Origin of the sequence: Mycobacterium europaeum (genome assembly GCF_034555895.2) — a bacterium.
GTDB lineage: Bacteria > Actinomycetota > Actinomycetes > Mycobacteriales > Mycobacteriaceae > Mycobacterium > Mycobacterium europaeum.
Window position 1 is genome coordinate 4,593,909 of sequence record NZ_CP157315.1, and the last position, 18,571, is coordinate 4,612,479.

Genomic DNA, 18,571 nt, shown 5'->3' on the forward strand with positions numbered 1-18,571 from the left:
ACCTCCGGTCACGGAAGGAAGGCCCGACCCACCGGAGTCATCGGTGCCGCCGCAAGGTCCACGTTGCATATGTGGACAGGCCCCATGCCCCCCAGGATCATTAGGCGCGGTAGACGTAATCGAAGGGTGACTGAGTGAGGATTCCCGGCGTTGCCAGCGTCGTCGCCGGCATGACCGACGGGGCCGCGCAGGTGGTGCGAGCCGGCATGTCCACCGCGGCCGGTGCCGCCGACGCCCTGCAGAATCTGGCCAGCCCGGTCGCCGAATTGGCGGTCCCGGTCGTGCAGTCGATGGCGCAGACGACCGGCCGCGCCATCGGAGTGATCGGTCCCAGCAACGGTTCCGGGCGCAGCGTCACCCCGCCGATCCGGTGGCAGAGCGGGCGGCGGGTGCATCTGGACCTGGATCCGTTGCTGCCGTTCCCCGGTTGGCACGATCACGCGCCCGTGGTGGAGGAGCCGGTCCGCCGAATTCCGGGTGTGGCCGCCGCCCACGTCGAGGGCGCCCTGGGCCGCTTGGTGGTCGAATTCGACAACGACGGCGACAACGACGCGGTGCTGGACCGGGTCCGGGACACGGTCTGCAGCGTCGCGGCGGACCTGACCCTGGTCGTCGGCAAGGATTCGACGCGCACGGCGCCGTTCGCCGACCCCGGAAACCCGTTGGCGATCCTGGTGCCGGCCACCGCCGCGGCGATGGACGTGGCGGCCATCGGTGCCGCGGTGACCGGCTGGCTGGGCCGGTTGCCCGTCGCACCGCGCAGCGCCCGCGCGGCCGCCGCCCTGCTGAACCATCAGCCGCGGGTAGTCGCCGTGCTGGAATCGCGGCTGGGCCGCGTCGGCACCGACATCGCCCTGAGCGCGTCGACCGCGCTGGCCAACGGGCTGACACAGGCGGTCGGCACGCCGCTGCTGGATCTGGCCCAACGAAGCTTGCAGGTCTCCGAGGCCGCGGCGCACCGGCAGCGCTGGCGCGACCGCGAGCCGGAGCTGGCCTCGCCCAACCGGCCGCAGGCGCCGGTGGTTCCGGTGATTTCCTCGGCCGGCCCCAAATCCCAAGCGCCGCGCCACAATTCGGCCGCCGCCGCCGCAGGGGAGGCGTCGCACGTGGTGGTGGGCGGGGCCATCGACGCCGCCATCGACACCGCCAAGGGATCGATGGCCGGGCCGGTCGAGGAGTACGCCGACCAGGCCGCCAACGCGTCGCTGGTGGCGGCGGCCGGTGCGCTGCTGGCCGGTGGGGGCACCGAGGATGCGGCCGGCGCGCTGCTGGCCGGCGTGCCCCGGGCGGCGCACACGGGCCGGCAGGCATTCGCGGCCGTGCTGGGGCGCGGACTGGCCAACGCCGGGCAGCTGTTCCTGGACCCGGGGGCGCTGCGGCGGCTGGACCGCGTCAAGGTGGTCGTCGTCGACGGGGCCGCGCTGCGGGGCGACAACCGCGCCGTGCTCAAGGCCCGGGGCGACGTACCCGGGTGGGACGAGGACCGCGTGTACGAGGTCGCCGACGCGTTGCTGCACGGCGAGGAGGCGCCCGAACCCGACCCCGACGAGCTGCCGGCCACCGGCGCCCGCCTGCGGTGGGTCCGCGCGCAGGGATCGTCCGCGACGCCGGCGCAGGGGCTCGAACATGCCGATCTGGTGGTCGACGGCGAGCGGGTGGGCAGCGTCGACGTCGGCTGGGAGGTCGACCCGTTCGCCATCCCGCTGCTGCAGATCGCGCACCGGACCGGCGCCCGGGTGGTGCTGCGCCACGTCGCCGGCACCGAGGACCTGACCGCCAGCGTCGCGGTGAGCCACCCGCCAGGCACGCCGCTGCTGCAGTTGGTGCGCGACCTGCGCACGGACCGCGGGCCGGTGTTGCTCATCACCGCGCTGCACCGCGACTTCGCGTCGACCGACACGCTGGCCGCGCTGGCCATCGCCGACGTCGGGGTGGCGCTCGACGACCCCCAGGCCGCGACGCCCTGGACGGCGGACATCATCACGGGCACCGACCTGGCCGCGGCGGTGCGCATCCTCTCGGCGCTCCCGGTCGCCCGGGCGGCGACGGAGTCGGCGGTGCGCCTGGCCAAGGGCGGCAGCACGCTGGCCGGGCTGTTGCTGGTCACCGGCGATCCGCGGACCCTCAGCCCGTTCGCCGTGCAGCGCTGGCTCAACCCGGTCAACGCCGCCGCCGCGGCCGCCCTCATGCAGGGCACCTTCGCGGCGTCCCGGGTGCTCCGGCTGGCCGACCCCACACCGCAGCCGCTGACCGCCTGGCACGCCCTGGATCCGGAGATCGTCTATGCCCGGCTGGCCAGCCGCACGCGGCCGTTGGCCGTCGAGCCCGGCGTGGCGCCCTGGCGGCAGCTGCTCGACGACCTGTCCTACAACCCGATGGTCGCGCCGCTGCGCGGTCCGGCGAGCCAGGTGGGGCGGCTGCTGACCGCGACGCGGGCCGAGCTCGCCGATCCGCTGACCCCCATCCTGGCCGTCGGGGCGGCGGCCTCGGCGATCGTCGGCAGCAGCGTCGACGCGCTGTTGGTGGCGGGCGTGATGACGGCCAACGCGATCGCGGGCGGGGTGCAGCGGCTGCGCGCCGAGGCCGCGGTCGCCGAGTTGTTCGCCGAGCAGGACCAGCACGCGCGCCGCGTCGTCGTCCCCGCGGTCGCCACGGCGCACCGCCGGCTGGAGGCGGCCCGCACCGCCGAGCGGACGGTGTCGGTCAACGCCAAATCCTTGCGGCCCGGCGACATCATCGACCTGGCCGCGCCGGAAGTGGTCCCGGCCGACGCGCGCCTGCTGGTGGCCGAGGACCTCGAAGTCGACGAGTCCTTCCTCACCGGCGAATCGCTACCGGTGGACAAGCAGGTCGAACCCGTGGCCGTCGCCGACTCCGACCGCGCCAGCATGCTGTTCGAGGGCAGCACCATCGTCGCCGGGCGGGCCCGCGCGATCGTCGTCGCGACCGGGGCAGGTACCGCCGCGCAGCGCGCGATCTCGGCCATCGCCGACGTCGAGTCGGCAGCCGGGGTGCAGGCCCGGTTGCGCGAGCTGACCAGCAAGGTCCTGCCGCTGACCCTGGCCGGCGGCGCCGCGGTGACCGCCTTGGCGCTGCTGCATCAGGGATCGTTGCGCCAAGCCGTCGCCGACGGGGTCGCGATCGCCGTGGCGGCCGTCCCCGAGGGCCTGCCGCTGGTGGCCACCCTGGCCCAACTCGCCGCCGCGCAGCGCTTGTCGCGGCGGGGGGTCCTGGTCCGGACGCCGCGTGCGGTCGAAGCCCTGGGCCGGGTCGAGACGATCTGTTTCGACAAGACCGGCACGCTCACCGAGAACCATCTGCGCGTCGTGCGCGGCGTCCCGCACGGAACCGACGCGCGCGGTGCGTTCCCCGACCTGGGCGACCCCGCGTCCGCCGCCGTATTGCGGGCCGCCGCGCGCAGCAGCACACAGCCGCACAACGGCGGCGGCCACGCGCACGCCACCGACGAGGCGATCCTCACCGCGGCCAATTCCGTTGACGCCCAATGGGCCTCGGATTGGACCGTGCTCGCGGAGGTGCCGTTCGAGTCCAGTCGCGGATACTCCGCCGCGATCGGCATCACGGGCGGCAACGGCGGCCCGATGCTGATGGTCAAGGGCGCGCCCGAAGAGGTGCTGCCGCGCTGCCGGTTCGCCGACTCCGACGCCGAGCAGGACCGCGCGGAGTCGCTGGTGTTGCGCCTGGCCGAGCAGGGCCTGCGGGTGCTGGCGGTGGCGCAGCGCCATTGGGAGGGTACGACCGGCGAGGAGGAGACCGACGCCGACGCCGTCGACGCCGCCGCCCACGACCTCGAGCTGCTGGGTTACGTCGGTCTGGCCGACACCGCGCGCCCGTCGGCGCGCCCACTCATCGAGGCGCTGGTGGAGGCCGGCCGGCGGGTGGTGCTGATCACCGGCGACCACCCGGTGACCGCGCGGGCGATCGCCCGGCAGTTGGGGCTGCCGCCGGACGCGCGCGAGATCACCGGCGCGGAGCTGGCGGACCTCGGCGAGGAGGACCGCGCCAAGGTCGCGGCCGACGTGCAGGTTTTCGCCCGCGTCAGCCCGGAGCAGAAGGTGCAGATCGTCGCGGCGCTGCAGGCCGGCGGGCAGGCGGTCGCGATGGTCGGCGACGGGGCCAACGACGCGGCCGCCATCCGGATGGCCGACGTGGGCATCGGCGTGAGCGGCCGCGGCTCGTCGGCCGCGCGCGGGGCCGCCGACATCGTGCTGACCGACAGCGATCTGGGTGTGCTGCTCGACGCGCTGGTCGAGGGCCGCGGGATGTGGGGCGGCGTCCGGGACGCGGTCAGCATCCTGGTCGGCGGCAACGTCGGCGAGGTGCTGTTCACCCTCATCGGCACCGCCCTGGGCACCGGCCGCGCCCCGGTGGGCACCCGCCAGCTGCTGCTGGTGAACCTGCTGACCGACATGTTCCCCGCGCTGGCGGTTGCCGTCACCCCGCAGTATCCCGAGCCCGAGGAGGCCGAGGACGGCGTCGACCGCGACGCCGAGGAGTTGCACCGCGCCTTCCAGCTCGCGACGCTGTCCGGGCCGTCGCCGTCCCTCGACGCGCCGCTGATGCGGCAGATCGTCACCCGCGGCGCCGTGACGGCGGCCGGCGCGACGGCGGCGTGGGCGATCGGGCGGTGGACACCGGGGACCGAGCGCCGCACGTCGACCATGGGGCTGACCGCGCTGGTGACCACGCAGCTCGCGCAGACCCTGCTGACGCGCCGCCACAGCCCGCTCGTGCTGGGCACGGCGCTGGGCAGCGCGGGCGTGCTGGTGGCCATCGTCCAAACCCCCGGCGTCAGCCACTTCTTCGGCTGCACCCCGCTGGGCCCGGTCGCCTGGAGCGGCGTCATCAGCGCCACCGCGGGCGCGACCGTCGTCTCGGTGCTGGCGCCCAACTGGCTGACCAAGCAGGTCACCGCGCTGGAACCCAAGCACGACTGAGGCCGCACCCCGCGCCTAGCCGGACAGCTCCTTGCGCAGGACCTTGCCGGCCGGGTTGCGGGGGATGCTGGCGACGACGTTGATGTCGCGGGGCTGTTCGAACCGGGAGACCCTGTCCTTGAGGTATTCGCGCAGCGCTTCCGGGTCGGTGTCGCTGCCCGGCTGCAGGACCACGAACGCGGCCAGCCGGTGACCGAAGCGTTCGTCGGGAACGCCGATCACCGCGTTGTCGGCGACGGCCGGGTGCTCGGCGAGCGCGTTCTCGACCGCGCGGGGGTAGACGTTCTCGCCGCCGGAGATGATCATGTCGTCCTCGCGGCCGACGATGTACAGCCGGCCCGCGTTGTCGAGGTAGCCCATGTCGCCGGTGCTGGTCATGCCGTCGATCACGGTCTTCGCGCCCCCGCCGGTATAGCCCTCGCTCGCCAGTTCGCCGCCCACGAAGATGCGGCCGGTGACGCGCGGGCCGACGGTCCTGCCGTTGCGGTCCAGGATGCGCACCGGGCAGCCGGCGACCGGTTTGCCGACGGTTTCCGGTGCCTCGCGCAGGTCCGCCGGTGTGGCCAGGGCCCCGATCCCGACCTCGGTGGAACCGTAACCGTTGTAGAGGATGTCGCCGTAGGCATCCATGAACCGCTGCCCGAGGGCGGGATCGAGCCGGTCCCCGCTCGACATCACGACCCGCAGGTAGGGCACCGGGTTGCGGGCCCGCACGCGCTCGGGCAGGTCGAGGATGCGCGCGAGCACGATCGGCACGGCGGTGAACGCGTCGGCGCGATGCAGCGACGCCTGCGCCAGCGCGGCCTCGGCGTCGAAGTGGCGATTTGTGAGGACGGTGCCGCCGAGGGCCACGGTCAGCATCAGCATGCCCAGCCCGAGCCCGTGGAACATGGGCATGGCCACCGAGATTCGCGACCCGGTGCGCAGGCCGGTCCGGTCCAGGATGGTCACCCACACGCCCACCGCGGAGCGCAGTTGCGGTGAGCGCGGCACCCCCTTGGGTGTGCCGGTGGTGCCCGACGTCAGCAGAACGATCCGGCCCGGGGCGGCCACGCCGGGCCGCGGATCGCCCGCCCGGGCGGTGTCCTTCGCCGGGTCGATGAGGGCGACCGATCGGTCGGCCGCGCGCACGCGTTCGCCGAATTCGTCGTCGGCGATCATCGTGCCGATTCGGTGCGCGCTCATCGCCGACGCCAGGGCGTCGGTGCGGAAGTCCGTGTTGACCAGGACCACGTCGGCGCCCACCAGCGCGGCGGCGAAGAAGCCGGCGACGAAACCGCGCCCGTTGCGGCACATCACGCCCACCGCGTCGCCGGGCCCCACACCGTCGAGGGACAGCCGGTGCGCCAGCGCTTCGGCGGTCGATCGCAGCTCGCGGTAGTCGCAGACGCCGTCGTCGTCGGCGATCGCGGCCCGGTCGGGCCAGCGAGCCGCGGTCACCGCCAGCAGCGTGTAGGGGTTGGTGCCGCCGCGGCGCACCTCGAGGAGCAGCCGCAGGGTGGCGAGCGGCGACGGCGGGGCGAGCAGTCGCGAGCGCAGCAGCGCCCGGGCCGCGGTGCCGACCACCCCCTCGGTGGTCATCGGCGGGCCTCGCGGGCGCCGGACCCCGAGAAGAACCGCCGGTACCACAGCCGGGCCGCGCGTTCGGCCGGGCCGGCCAGCAGCACCGAGGCCAACTCGGCCGGCAACACCCACGGCGGTTCGCTGCTGCGGGGCCGATCGATGACGGCCTTGGCGATGGCGTCGGCGGCCTGGTCCGCCGACAGGCCGGGGAGCCGGCCCAGGATGGGGGTGGGCTCGATCATCCGGGTGCGGACCAGCGCGAAGTAGACGGTGCTGACGTCCACACCGTCGGCGTGCAGTTCCGGCGCCACGCTGCGCAGCCACCGGTCGAAGGCCCCCTTCGACGCCTGGTAGGCGCCCCATTGCGGCCCCGGCACCACCCGCACGCCGACACTGGACACGTTGACAATGTGTCCGCGCCCGTTCTCCCGCATGGCCGGCAGGAGCCCCAGCAGCAGCCAGATCGGCCCCAGATAGTTGATGTCGATGGTGCGCTGGAAGTCGTGGGGACGGTCGTACTGGTCGTGCAGCGAGCGGCGCAACGACTTGCCGGCGTTGCTGACCACGATGTGAGCGCGCCGTGCCGCTCGGTGATCTCCTTGGTCAGCGCGGCGACGGCCGCCTCGTCGGTGAGGTCGGTCGGGTACGCGATCGCACGGCCGCCGGCGGCGTTGACGGACGCCGCCAGGTCCGCCAGCCGCTCCTGCGACCGGGCGACCGCCAGCACCGTGGCGCCCCCGGCGGCCAACCTGCGCGCGGTCGCCTCGCCGATTCCGTACGAGGCGCCGGTGATCAGGACCGTCTTACCGCTGACGGCGCGGCGCAGCCTGTCGGGATCCGACACCCGCGCCGGATTGGCCAAGTGGTCCGTGACCGTGTTGAGGACCTGCACTACTGGATTCAACTCTGCCGCTGCATTCATTCGCACCGCTTGTCGAGCATCGGCGGATGGCTTCACCGAGCGCTCGACTCGTCTAGTTAGCAGACCACATCGCGACCGGGCCGCGCGCCCCGCCCCGCCCCGTCGGCGGGACGCGCCGAACCCGCGGGCGCGCCGCGGCGACGGATCAGGCCCGCGCGCAAGCCATCTCAGCCGCATACCCCGCGGCGACCCCCGGCGTGAATTCGCAGTAATTTCCCCGGTTCGCTTGTTTAGGCGGTCTGCTCACTGGGCACCATTGCGGCATGATCGCACGTCAAATAGCCCGTTTTGTTGCTCCAGCAGTCGCCGCCGCGTCCGGCCTCGGCGCCTCGGCCCTCGTCGGTTCCGCCCTGCCCACCGCCGCCGCCCAATGTCCGGACGTCCAGGTGGTCTTCGCCCGCGGCACCGGCGAGGCCCCCGGCGTGGGCCCCACCGGACAAGCCTTCGTCGACGCGCTGCACTCGCGCGTGGGCGCCAAGTCCTTCGACGTCTACCCGGTCAACTACCCCGCCAGCGACCAATGGGACACCGGCGTCGACGGCATCAGAGACGCCGCGGCTCATGTCAATTCGATGGCCCACGACTGCCCCAACACCAGGATGGTGCTCGGCGGCTACTCCCAGGGCGCGGCCGTGATGGGCTTCGTCACCTCACCCTCGGTGCCCGACGGCGTCGACCCCAACACCGTGCCCAAGCCCCTGGACCCCTCGGTGGCCAGCCACGTCTCCTCGGTCGTGCTGTTCGGCATGCCCAACGTGCGCGCCATGAACTTCCTCGGCGAGCCGCCGGTGGTCATCGGCCCGGCGTATCAGGACAAGACCATCAAGGTCTGCGCCACCGAAGACCCGGTCTGCTCCGACGGCATGAACTTCGCCGCCCACAACACCTACGCCGACGACGGCGCCATGATCGACAAAGGCGTCGCCTTCGCCTCCAGCCACCTGGGCACCGGCGGCGCCACGACGCTCGCGAGCGGCGGGGGCGGCTTCGGAAGCTGAGCCGGAACGGCTCGTTGGCTCCTCGTCATCAACCACGCCGCCCTGACTCCTCGGGTCAGCCGCTGTCGCGGATGAAGCCCTTGTTGCGCATCAGGGCATCGGCCAGGAACCCGTCGTGCGGAATGGCCGGTGCCGCGTACCAGGTCGGGTGCGGCCCGAAGTACACGTTGGCGATCGTCGGCTCGGCGAGCAGGGCGTCGATCAGCCGCTCGTCCTCGGTGAGCGCGGTGAGCACCAACGAATGCCGCAGCGGCTCGACGGCGGCGTCGACCGACCAGGGCGACACCCAGACGCACGGGAAGGGCAGCTCGATGTTGAGCCTGTCGGCGTCGGGAGCGGGCAACAGATGCACGGCGGGGCGCAGCGCCGCGTAGCCGTCACCGAGGTCGGCGACCACCTGCTCGGCGCCGAGCAGCGGCGTCGACCCGGCGGCCTTGGCCGCCAGGTAATCCGCCACGGCCCGGGCGTTTTCGACGGGCTGGGTGGGCAGGGTCGCGCGCTCGTCGTCCGTGGGCAGCGGCTCGATCTGCGCCAACCGCTGGGCGATCGCCCGCGCCAGCGGGGCGGGGTCGCCCTCGTACAGCACGGCGGTGGTGTTGACGCAGGCCATGCCGCCGAGGTTGGCGATCGAATCGACGATGAGGTCGACGTGGTCGCGCCAATCCTGCTCGGCCGTGATCAGGATCTTGCTGCGCCCCGGCCCGTTGACGATCACCGCCGGGTCGTCGGCGTACTTGTCGACGACCTGCTGCCCGCCGTACACCATGGCGAGGTCGGCCGACCGGATGATCTCGTCGGCGCCGGCATGGTCGGTCGGCAGGTACACGGCGTCCTCGGGGCGAAATCCGCCCTGCCGCAGGGCATGCACCAGCCGGTGGGCCGTCAACGGCTCGCGGCGCGACGGCCGCACCGCGACCCGGTAGCCGAGTGCCAGGGCCTGCGGCCACAAGCCGTGCACGCCCGGACCGTTTCCCGCCGCGTGCACGGCGAACACCTCCCCGCGCCGCGCCCATACCGCACCTCCCCGGCGGGTGGCTTCCGCACGCCAATCCAGCGTCGCGCCCACCGGGCGGGCCGGCCGGATCGCGTCGAAGGCGCCGCCGACGGCGTCCGCCACCCCGCGCGCCCCGGCGCGGGTGACCGCGATCGGCAGCCCCGAAATCCGGCTGGCCAGCCGCACGTAGCCCTCGAAGTCCAATCCGGCGATGACGCCCTCGGTGAAGATCCCCGCGGCCGCCGACAGTGCCGCCGCGCGCTGACCGACGGGCAGTGGGGCCGCCTTGCGTTGCGCGGCCAGGGCGCGCGAGACATACAGCGGCGGCACGATGCTCAGCTCGGCGACCGCGGCGCCGGCGGTGCTGAGCAGGACCTCGCGGCGGCGGGTCCGATATTGCTCGGCGGGGCCGAGCGCGTCGATCGGCACCAAATCGGCCGCGGCGCCGACCGATTCGCCCGCCATGATCAGTACACACCCTCGATGACGGCCTCGCCCTCGAACGTGGAGACCGGGCGGACCGCACTGACCGAGTCGCTGAGCTCGCCCGCCGGCCCCGGCACCCTGACCGCCAGGTCGCGCTCCAGATTGTTCGGGATGAACATGCCCTTGCTGACGTGGTGCATCACCACCTGACCGGTCTGGCCGTACGGCACCCGATCGCCGGTGTCGGGATCGACCACCCAGAACACCACGTACGGTGTCCGCGGGTCGAACACGAACGCGTCGCCGTCGTCCGTTCGCGTGACCGCCTGGGAGAGCACCATGGTGCTGCCGAAGGCCATGGTGATCGTCGTCGCCGGGAAGAGGTCGCGGAGCAGGTCGAGGGTGTCGGCGTCCACGTGCGCGCCGCTGAGCAACAGGTAGCGGACCTTGTCGTTCATCAACTCGACCACCCGGTCGTCCCGGGCCATGGCCTCCAGCAGCGGCGGGGTGGTGTGCAGGTTCGCGACGCTCTGCGTCCGCAGCACGAAGACGGCCTGCTCGACGACGTGGTCGACGTAGGCGGCGACTTCGGCGGCGGCGCCGCGGGCGGCGAGCTTCTTCACCCAACGGGGATCGATGTCGATCGCGTGGAAAGTCGCGCCCAGCCGCTCGGAGACCAGCCGCGAGAAAAAGCCCACCCCGTGCGGTCCGCTGGGCATCAGGCACAGGAAGCCCTCGCCGCGGCGAAACCCGCCGCAGGCGAAGTCCTCGGTCTGCCAGCGCACCACCTGCGCGACCCAATCCGGTAGCTGCGCAGTCCGTTTCGGCGCGCCGGTGGTGCCGCCGGACTCGAATACCTGGGGCACCGGGCGCGGTTCGCCGTAGCCGCGCGGGATGAGGTCCTCCACCGGCACATCGCGCAGTTCGTTGACCAGGTTGGGGAAGAGGCGCAGATCGGCGAACGTCTGCACGTCGGTCAACGGATCGAAGTCCAGCGTCGCGGCGGTCCGGAGCCAGAACGCGGAGCCGGTGTCCTCGCCGAAGTGCCACGCGATCGCCGCGCGCAGATAGGCCTCGGGGTCCTCGACCGGGTCCGATCGCGGAACATCCAACAACGAGAAGTCGACATCGGCCATATCAACAGATACTGGCCCATCCTCATCCGCTCGCCAAGCGCCCGTCACCGTATTGGCTTACTTCGCACGGAATTTCGCCGCCATGAACCCGCTGTTCACTTCGGAGCGGGCGTGCCGCGGCACCCCGGCGAAACGCCGTTTCGGCTATGTTCTCTCTCAGCGAGAGGGGACGAACCATGACGGTGCACAACTGGATACCGGCGGCGCGTATCGGCAGGATGGGTTGCAGATGATCGAGTTCACCCTGACCCGAACCGCCGCGGCGCCGATCGAGACCGTGTTCGACGTCATGACCGACCACCGCCGGATCGCGGACTACATGTGGGCGATCCGGCGCAGCACGCTCGATCGCGAGGGGACCCCCGCACCGAATGGTGTCGGCGCGATCAGACGTCTGGCGGCGATCGGACCCCCATTCGTCGAGGAGATCATCGAATATGAGCGCCCCACCCGCTACGCGTACAAGATGCTCTCCGGCGCACCGACCCGGGATCACATCGGCACGGTACGGCTGCGCGCAACAGACACGGGGACCGAGGTCAGCTGGCACCTGCGGTCAACGCTGAAGATTCCCGGTGTGGACCGGCTGATGCTGCCGGTGTTCAAGAAGGTCATCGACGAGCTGCTCAAAGGCGGCATCGCCGCCGCCGAACGGAGCAGCTAAGCCGAGCGGTTGTGCAACCGGCGCGGGTCGACGCCCGAGCGCCGCCACGCCCTGGCCGCCCATGGCGTGTAGATCGCCCCGACGGGCAGCCGGTTGATCAGCGGGTTCAGCGCCCGCATGGCGGCGGCGAACCGCTGGAATCGCTTCTCCCGCTTGGCGTCCCACTCCAGCCGGCAGACCGCGCGCATCTGCGGCGGCATGGTTCCGACCAGGACCAGGCGGGTGTAGGCGTTGAGGGGCGCCGACAGCACCTTCCACACCGGCCCGGGGACCCGGCGGGGGCCGGGAATTCCCTTCCGGATGTAGCCGGTGCCGTACAGGACGGTCTTGTGCGGGACGAACCGCTCGAGCATCTCGTCCCAGTAGGCGAGGAACTCGTCGTAGGTCTGCGGCTGGCCGCGGTCGCTGACCCCGTACAGGCGATACCACACCTTGCCCTCGTCGAAGATCTGCGCCTTCTCCGCGTGTGAGAGCCGGCGGATGAACGTGTCGGTGGTGTAGATGACCTGGTCGACGAAGGTGGCGTGCGCCCAGTAGAACAGTTCCGGGTTCAGCGCGTGATACCTCGAGCCGTCGCTGATCGTCCCCTTGATCGTCTTGTGGAAGTCCCGCACCTTGCGGCCCCACTCGCGGGGTTCGTCGGAGTACACGGTCTTCATCAGCGGCGGCGCGGTCCGCTTGGCCCGGCCCAACATGTCGCTGAAGATGACCGAGTGGTCGAGCACACCCTGGGCCAGCTGTTCGATGCAGTTCTCGACGCCGGCGGTGCGCTGGAAACCAAAGAACTGGGTGCGGTTGTCCCCGTAGAACTTCCAGATCAACGACTCGGGTCCCAACCGCGCGAGGTCGTCGGCCTCGCCGGCCGGCCCGTCGACCGGCATCGGCACCGCCTCCCGAACGCCGGTGTCGAATCGAGCGCCCGCCGTGGAACGGGCGGGGGCGCCGGTCACAACGTCGTCCTGGGCCGTCATGCTCCCCTCCTGCGGTTCGGACCTGCGATGCGCTTGCGAAGCGATGAAACAAAACCGTATCTTTGTGTCGCAGCCTAGCATTCTGCGGCGAGATTGCAGAAAGGGGTCGTGAGCCATGCCGAACCACAGCCCTGGTGGCAACCTCGTCGAGATCAGCGACCTCGACCGCACCATCCTGGACACCGCGCGCGCCGTATTCGAGACGTACGGCGTGCGCCGGGCCAACATCGAAGACGTCGCCGCCCGCGCGGGCGTCAGCCGCAGCACCATCTACCGGCGGTTTCCGACCAAGGACGACCTGTTCGGGCACGTGGTGCGGCGCGAGGCCGAACAGTTCTTCACCACGCTGGACCGGGCCACCACCGGCTGCGACCCGCAACAGGCCGTGATCGAGGCGTTCGCCCTCGGGGTGCGCCTGGTCCACGATTCCCCGCTGTACTCCCGGATCGCCGACAGCGAACCCGAGCTCCTGGGCATGTTCTCCCGATCGCAGGCCTTCCCCATCGGCCAGTTCGCCGACGGCATCGCCCACACCCTGCGCCGGTGCGGGGCCGACATCCCCGACCGCGACCTGACCAACATCGCCGATATCCTGCTTCGCGTCGCCCTGGGCATCATCGTCTTCCCCACCGACCGGCTCGACACGTCGGACCCCGCGGCCGTCCGCGAGTACGCCGCCCGCTACCTGGTCCCGATCATCCGCCGGTGACGCGCTATGGCATGTCGGTGACCTGCACTAGCCTGAAGACGTGGCTGGGGGTTTTGCGGCTCCACGGACCCGGTACGCCAGTTGCGGCGAGATCGACATCGCCTACCAGGTCTTCGGCGATGGCCCGATCGACCTGCTCGTGCTGCCGGGCCCGTTAATCCCGATCGACTGCGTCGACCTCGAGCCGTCGATGTACCGGTTCCACCGGCGGCTCGCGTCGTTCTGCCGGGTGATCCGCTTCGACCAGCGCGGGATCGGCCTGTCGTCACGGGTCGCGTCGCTGGACATGCTCGGCCCGGAATCCTGGGCCCAGGACGCGATCGCGGTCATGAACGCGGCGGGATGCGAGCGCGCAACGATCTTCGCCCCGGGTTTCACGTCGCTGGCCGGTGTGGTTCTCGCATCCGAGCATTCCGACCGGGTGAACAGCCTGGTGATTGCGAACGGCGCGGCGCGAACGCTGCGCAGTCCGGATTACCCCATCGGCACCAACCTCGACGACGCCGATCGCTTCACGACGGTCGGGATGGAACCGGACGCCGTCGAGCAGGGATTCGACATGCTCGGCATCATCGCCCCCTCCGTGGCGGGCGACGCCGCATTCCGCTCGTGGTGGGACATGGCCGGCAACCGGGCCGCATCACCGAGCATGGCCCGCGCCTTCATCAACAAGATCCGGGAGGGCGATGTCCGCGACCGACTCCCCCTCGTCGCCGTCCCGACGCTGATCCTGCACCGCGACAACCCCGACTTCAGCCCAGTCGGGCACGCACACTATCTGGCGGAACACATCCCTGGGTCGCGCCTCGTCGAACTGCCCGGCCGGGACGCCCTGTACTGGGTCGGCGACACCGCCCCCGTCCTCGACGAGATCGAGGAATTCATCACCGGCGTGCGTGGCGTCTCCGACGCCGAACGCCTGCTCACCACGATCGTGTTCACCGACATCGTCGGTTCCACCGAGCGGGCCGCGGTGCTCGGCGATCATCGCTGGCGCGACCTGCTCGACAACCACGACACCCTCGTGCGCCGCGAGCTCCAGCGGTTCGGCGGGCGTGAAGTCAACACCGCCGGAGACGGATTCGTCGCCACTTTCAGCAGCCCGAGCGCCGCCCTCGCCTGCGCCGACACCATCGTCGATGTGGTCCGCGTGCTGGGCATCGAGGTGCGGGTGGGCATCCACGCCGGTGAAGTGGAGGTGCGCGGCAAGGACGTCGCCGGGATGGCAGTACACATCGGCGCCCGGGTGGCCGCCCTCGCCGGGCCCAGCGAGGTGCTGGTGTCCTCCACACTGCGCGACATTGTCACCGGCTCCCGACACCGCTTCGGCGACCGCGGCGAGACGGCGCTCAAGGGCGTGCCGGGCCAGTGGCGGCTGTACTCGCTGCAGCGCGAGCACGCGGTCGTCCCGCGATAGCCGCGCGCTTCTCGGCTAGCCTGTTCAATGGCTGCCACCGGGGCTCAACGGACTCGGGGCTCCCGCGCTTGCCGGCCGAGTTCCGCCGCGCAGCTTGGTTTTTCACGCGAAGGAGTACGCATGACCGACGTGCACGTTTCGTTGCCTCCGGCGCTGCGCCGAGCGCTGGACCTGCTCGCGGATCCGCCGGCCGATCCCGACGTCAGCAAGGGGTACCTCGACCTGCTGGGCGACGGATCCGCCGAGGGCGGCGAGGTCGAGAAGAACACCGGGCCGATCCAGGCGGCGTGGGCATCACCGATCGGGTCGATGCTCTACGACAACGCGCAGGCCCTGTCGCGACGGTTGATCAGCGCGTGGCAAACCCCTCTCGAGTGGCTGAACATCCCGCCGGGCGGCGTCGCGCTGGACGTCGGCTCGGGCCCGGGCAACGTCACCGCGTCGCTGGCGCGCGCGGCCGGCGCGGACGGGCTGGCCCTGGGGGTCGACATCTCCGAGGCCATGCTCGCGCGCGCCGTCCGCAACGAAGCGGGGCCGCAGGTGGGCTTCATCAAGGCCGACGCGCAGCGACTTCCGTTGCGCGACGACACGGTCGACGCCGTCATCTCGACGGCCGTGCTGCAGCTGGTTCCCAACCCGGCGGCGGCCCTGGGCGAGATGGCGCGGGTGCTGCGGCCGGGCGGGCGGCTGGCCGTCATGGTGCCCACCGTCGGGCCGGCCGCCCGGTTCTTTCAGCGGCTGCCGCACGTGGGGGCGCACGTCTTCGGCGACGACGAGATCGGCGACATTCTGGAGGACCACGGGTTCGTCAGCGTGCGGGTGAAGAACTTCGGCACCGTGCAGTGGGTGCGCGCCAAGAACGGCTGAGTCAGCCGCTGGTCAGCCTTGCCCGCCCGAATCGGGCGCCTGGGCGGCCGTGGCGAGCCGGTCCATGGATTCGCGCAACATGTCCGGCGTCGTCGCACGGGCGCGCGGGAGGCGGGTGGGGTCGGTCAGCGCCGTCCAATCGTAGGTGTGGGTCACCGTGGTGAGTTCGGCGTTCACCGGGCTGAGCTCCCAGCGCCACAGGTGACCGGGCGGCTGCTTCCTGGGTTCGGCCGGGCACCAGGCGATCTTGCTGCCCTCGACGAATTCCACGACGTGGTTCTCCCGCACCACACCGGTGGTCAGCGTCGTCTTGAACACGTCACCGACCGCGCGGACGCGTTGCCCCGGAGCCGACGACGCGAGGTTGTTGTTCCCGTCCCAGCTCGGCTGGCGCGCGGGATCGGCGATCAGTTCGAAGATCCGTGCGGCGTTGGCCGCGATGACGCGCGTGGCGCTCACGATGCGTTCGGCTTCCGTGTCGGTCATGTCGCCTATCCAAACACGTCGACCGCCGGCCTCGCCTGGCCGCCGATGTGACCTTCGGCCGACGCATTGGGGACCTTCGGCCGTCGAGGCCGGCGCCGTGCGGTGCGACCGTAGGGATGCCGGGGCAACCCGGTGGTCTGCCCGAAGTGCAACAAGCCCATTTTTGGGCGAGGCCATCCGCAAGGGCCTGATTGACCCACCGTCTTAAGACGGGGATCTGCCTTCGGGCAGACCTTCATGCTCACGGCATCCGGGGCAGGGCCTCGACCGGTCCGGACAGCGCCGCCTTGACGTAGCGGGTGTCGTCGTCGGCCAGCACCTCGGCGTCGTCGCGCTCGATGCCGTCGACGATCGCGCGCGCCACCTGCCGCGGGTCGTTCTTGGGCGCGTCGAAGCCAGCCGCCATCGCGGTGTCGGTGAAGCTGAGGTGCGCGGCGACCACCAGGGTGCCCTGCTTCTCGAGTTCGATGCGCAGCGAATTGGTCGCCGACCACAGCGCCGCCTTGGAGGCCCCGTACCCGCCCGAGCCGGGCATCCAGGACAGGATCGAGGCGATGTCGACCAGGGCTCCGCCGCCGTTGCCGGCCAGGATCGGCGCGAACGCCTTCGCCACCCGCAGGGCCCCGAAGTAGTTCGTCTCGAACACCGCCCGCACCTCCTCGATGTCGCTGTCGAGCAGCGTCCGCGCCCCCAGCACCCCGGCGTTGTTGATGACGATGTCGGCATCCGGAGCCGAACGGGCCAGGGCCGCTACAGATTCCGGCTCGGTGACATCCAGTTCGACGCTGACCACGCGCGGGTCCGTGCTGGGCCGGGGCGCCCGCGCCGTGGCATACACCTTGGCCGCGCCGCGCGCCAGCAGCTCGTCCACGATCGCCTTGCCGAGTCCGCGCTGTCCGCCGGTGACCACCACCGTCGACCCTTTGATGTTGACCATGTTGCACAACTCCTTGACATAGGTAATTATCGATTACTTCTGTCACGGTAGTTGCCGGCGCCGACATAGTCAAGTATGGTTTAGGTATGTCTGCTGCATGGTCTGCATCACAGCGGTACGGCCTCACCCCGGCCCCGGGCGGTCTGGGATTGGTGCAGGACTTCCTCAACACCAGGGGGATCGCGGGATACGGCCCGGACCTGCTTGCCGACACCTCCCTGGCGCACGACTGGGTGGCGGGCGCGGTGCTGGCCTGGTCGGCCGCCCGGGGCGTGGACCTGCCGCCGCCGACCTTCGACGACGCGGACCTGGTCAAGCTGCGCGCGTTGCGGTCCAAGCTCGATTCGCTGGTCAACGGCGAGGCGCCCGTCGGCCAAAGCGCCGTTCCCGCATCCCTGGTGCTCTCCGACGACGGTGCGGTGCGGTTGGAGCCCACCGGCTCCGGCTGGCGCTGGCTCGCCTCGGCCCTGTGGGCCGAGATCCTGCTCAGCCAGCAGGCCGGCACCTGGCGACGCATCAAGCAGTGCCATAACCACCACTGCGGGTCGACGTTCTACGACCGCTCCAAGAACAACAGCGGGGTGTGGCACGACGTCAAGACATGCGGCAACGCCGCCAACCTGCGCGCGTCCCGGGCCCGTCGGCGCGAACGCGAAGCGGGCTCAACGGTTTCGCCACAGTAGGCGGTATCGGTAGTAGAGGCCGCGACGGATGACCGCCCCCGGTATGACCTCCGCGGACACCCGGCGGATCTCGCGCAGGCTCTCCCTGGGCTCGGCGACCGCCACGCCGATATCGCGGGTCTCGCGATGCAGTAGCGACCCGGCGCGCACCGCCGGCGCGCACGCGGCGGCCCAAATCCAGTCGGCGACGGCCTTGTTGGCAGACAGCCCAACGACGGCGAGTTCGCCCGCGGGCCTGAGCATTTCACGAGCTTTGAGCAGCGTCTCGCGCAGCGGCAGGTGATGCAGGCTCGCCACGAAGGTGATGAGGTCGAACGAACGCGGATTCGCCTCGAACGCTTCGAACCGCGCGACTCGCACCGACACGTTGCCGGCGGCCCGCAACCGCTCGGACGCCCGCCCGACCGCGGACGGGTCGGCATCGATGCCGATAACGCTGCGTGACACCGCGGCCAACCGCTCCGCCAACAGCCCCTCACCGCAGCCCACATCCAGGACATCGCCGCCGTGCCGGGCGGCGATCTCGACCAGCCAGCCGTGATACGCGGTGTTGTGGTTCCAGTAGTCGGCCACGACGCGGGTCACCGGCCCGGCGCGGTCAGCAGCGCTCCGCGCCCGGCTGCATGAGCGTCACGGTGGGGCGGGGACGGGGTGAGCCGCCGCGCAGCACGGCCTGCAATGCGTCACAGGCGCGCGCCTTGAGCGGCGTCACCACATCGATGTTGGTAGGGCTCTGGCTCATCCACGACGGCAGTGTTGCCACGGTTTCGACCCTTCTGTGTTCGGCCTGTGCGCCGACTCATTGAATTGCACCGGGCCCGCTTTACGGATGCGCCGCGC

At 71.4% G+C, this 18,571-nt stretch carries 15 protein-coding genes and 1 pseudogene; 7 read left to right on the forward strand and 9 right to left on the reverse strand.

The genetic code is table 11. From position 1 onward, the window contains the following. The first annotated feature begins 134 nt into the window (after positions 1 to 134). The gene (locus tag U8D42_RS21185; protein WP_322858325.1) at positions 135 to 4,958 is read left to right on the forward strand and encodes a cation-translocating P-type ATPase; all 4,824 of its coding nucleotides are present in this window, start codon (positions 135 to 137) and stop codon (positions 4,956 to 4,958) included. Positions 4,959 to 4,973: 15 nt separating this feature from the next. Here the strand turns inward: U8D42_RS21185 and U8D42_RS21190 are convergent, their stop codons facing one another. Both U8D42_RS21190 and U8D42_RS21195 read right to left on the reverse strand, forming a co-directional pair. Then, complete coding sequence (locus tag U8D42_RS21190; protein ID WP_322858324.1) at positions 4,974 to 6,539, reverse strand: AMP-binding protein; 1,566 nt, start codon at positions 6,537 to 6,539, stop codon at positions 4,974 to 4,976. Then, positions 6,536 to 7,443 (reverse strand): annotated as a pseudogene (locus U8D42_RS21195) (SDR family NAD(P)-dependent oxidoreductase). Before U8D42_RS21195 ends, U8D42_RS21190 begins: the two are co-directional and overlap by 4 nt. A gap of 263 nt (positions 7,444 to 7,706) precedes the next feature. On the opposite strand from U8D42_RS21195, the gene U8D42_RS21200 reads away from it, so the two are divergent. Continuing rightward, positions 7,707 to 8,441, forward strand: coding sequence for a cutinase family protein (locus U8D42_RS21200; RefSeq protein WP_322858323.1), 735 nt, complete (start codon positions 7,707 to 7,709; stop codon positions 8,439 to 8,441). Between the two features lie 55 nt (positions 8,442 to 8,496). Here the strand turns inward: U8D42_RS21200 and U8D42_RS21205 are convergent, their stop codons facing one another. After that, positions 8,497 to 9,867, reverse strand: a complete 1,371-nt coding sequence (locus U8D42_RS21205; RefSeq protein ID WP_322858793.1) for an aldehyde dehydrogenase family protein — start codon at positions 9,865 to 9,867, stop codon at positions 8,497 to 8,499. Positions 9,868 to 9,902: 35 nt separating this feature from the next. Next, positions 9,903 to 10,997 (reverse strand): AMP-binding protein, encoded by a 1,095-nt coding sequence (locus U8D42_RS21210; protein WP_322858322.1) that lies wholly within the window; start codon positions 10,995 to 10,997, stop codon positions 9,903 to 9,905. Positions 10,998 to 11,079: 82 nt separating this feature from the next. Here U8D42_RS21210 and U8D42_RS21215 point away from each other — a divergent pair, with 82 nt between their 5' ends. Beyond that, positions 11,080 to 11,661 (forward strand): SRPBCC family protein, encoded by a 582-nt coding sequence (locus U8D42_RS21215; protein WP_244275136.1) that lies wholly within the window; start codon positions 11,080 to 11,082, stop codon positions 11,659 to 11,661. On the opposite strand, the gene U8D42_RS21220 is transcribed toward U8D42_RS21215, so the two are convergent. Beyond that, positions 11,658 to 12,632 carry an oxygenase MpaB family protein gene (locus U8D42_RS21220; RefSeq protein WP_090419708.1) on the reverse strand — a complete coding sequence of 325 codons (975 nt, stop codon included), beginning with the start codon at positions 12,630 to 12,632 and terminating at the stop codon, positions 11,658 to 11,660. The genes U8D42_RS21215 and U8D42_RS21220 overlap by 4 nt on opposite strands. 115 nt (positions 12,633 to 12,747) lie before the next feature. Between U8D42_RS21220 and U8D42_RS21225 the strand changes: the two genes are divergently transcribed. The 3 genes from U8D42_RS21225 to U8D42_RS21235 all read left to right on the forward strand — a co-directional run bounded on the left by U8D42_RS21225 (position 12,748) and on the right by U8D42_RS21235 (position 15,625). Next, positions 12,748 to 13,341 carry a TetR/AcrR family transcriptional regulator gene (locus tag U8D42_RS21225; protein ID WP_085239389.1) on the forward strand — a complete coding sequence of 198 codons (594 nt, stop codon included), beginning with the start codon at positions 12,748 to 12,750 and terminating at the stop codon, positions 13,339 to 13,341. Between the two features lie 40 nt (positions 13,342 to 13,381). Then, on the forward strand, positions 13,382 to 14,758 hold the full coding sequence (locus U8D42_RS21230) for an adenylate/guanylate cyclase domain-containing protein (RefSeq protein ID WP_322858321.1): 1,377 nt from the start codon (positions 13,382 to 13,384) through the stop codon (positions 14,756 to 14,758). Positions 14,759 to 14,878: 120 nt separating this feature from the next. Further along, positions 14,879 to 15,625, forward strand: a complete 747-nt coding sequence (locus U8D42_RS21235) for a methyltransferase domain-containing protein (protein WP_322858320.1) — start codon at positions 14,879 to 14,881, stop codon at positions 15,623 to 15,625. 12 nt (positions 15,626 to 15,637) lie between these two features. Here U8D42_RS21235 and U8D42_RS21240 read toward each other — a convergent pair whose 3' ends face one another. After that, entirely contained in the window at positions 15,638 to 16,111 is a 474-nt protein-coding gene (locus U8D42_RS21240; RefSeq protein ID WP_322858319.1) for an SRPBCC family protein, read from the reverse strand. Positions 16,112 to 16,352: 241 nt separating this feature from the next. Beyond that, on the reverse strand, positions 16,353 to 17,048 hold the full coding sequence (locus U8D42_RS21245; protein ID WP_322858318.1) for an SDR family oxidoreductase: 696 nt from the start codon (positions 17,046 to 17,048) through the stop codon (positions 16,353 to 16,355). Between the two features lie 86 nt (positions 17,049 to 17,134). On the opposite strand from U8D42_RS21245, the gene U8D42_RS21250 reads away from it, so the two are divergent. Then, positions 17,135 to 17,731, forward strand: coding sequence for a CGNR zinc finger domain-containing protein (locus U8D42_RS21250; RefSeq protein ID WP_322858317.1), 597 nt, complete (start codon positions 17,135 to 17,137; stop codon positions 17,729 to 17,731). Here the strand turns inward: U8D42_RS21250 and U8D42_RS21255 are convergent. Then, complete coding sequence (locus U8D42_RS21255; RefSeq protein ID WP_322858316.1) at positions 17,711 to 18,316, reverse strand: class I SAM-dependent methyltransferase; 606 nt, start codon at positions 18,314 to 18,316, stop codon at positions 17,711 to 17,713. The two genes, U8D42_RS21250 and U8D42_RS21255, sit on opposite strands and share 21 nt — an antisense overlap. Before the next feature lie 13 nt (positions 18,317 to 18,329). Further along, the gene (locus tag U8D42_RS21260; RefSeq protein ID WP_322858315.1) at positions 18,330 to 18,473 is read right to left on the reverse strand and encodes a hypothetical protein; all 144 of its coding nucleotides are present in this window, start codon (positions 18,471 to 18,473) and stop codon (positions 18,330 to 18,332) included. Positions 18,474 to 18,571: the final 98 nt, after the last annotated feature.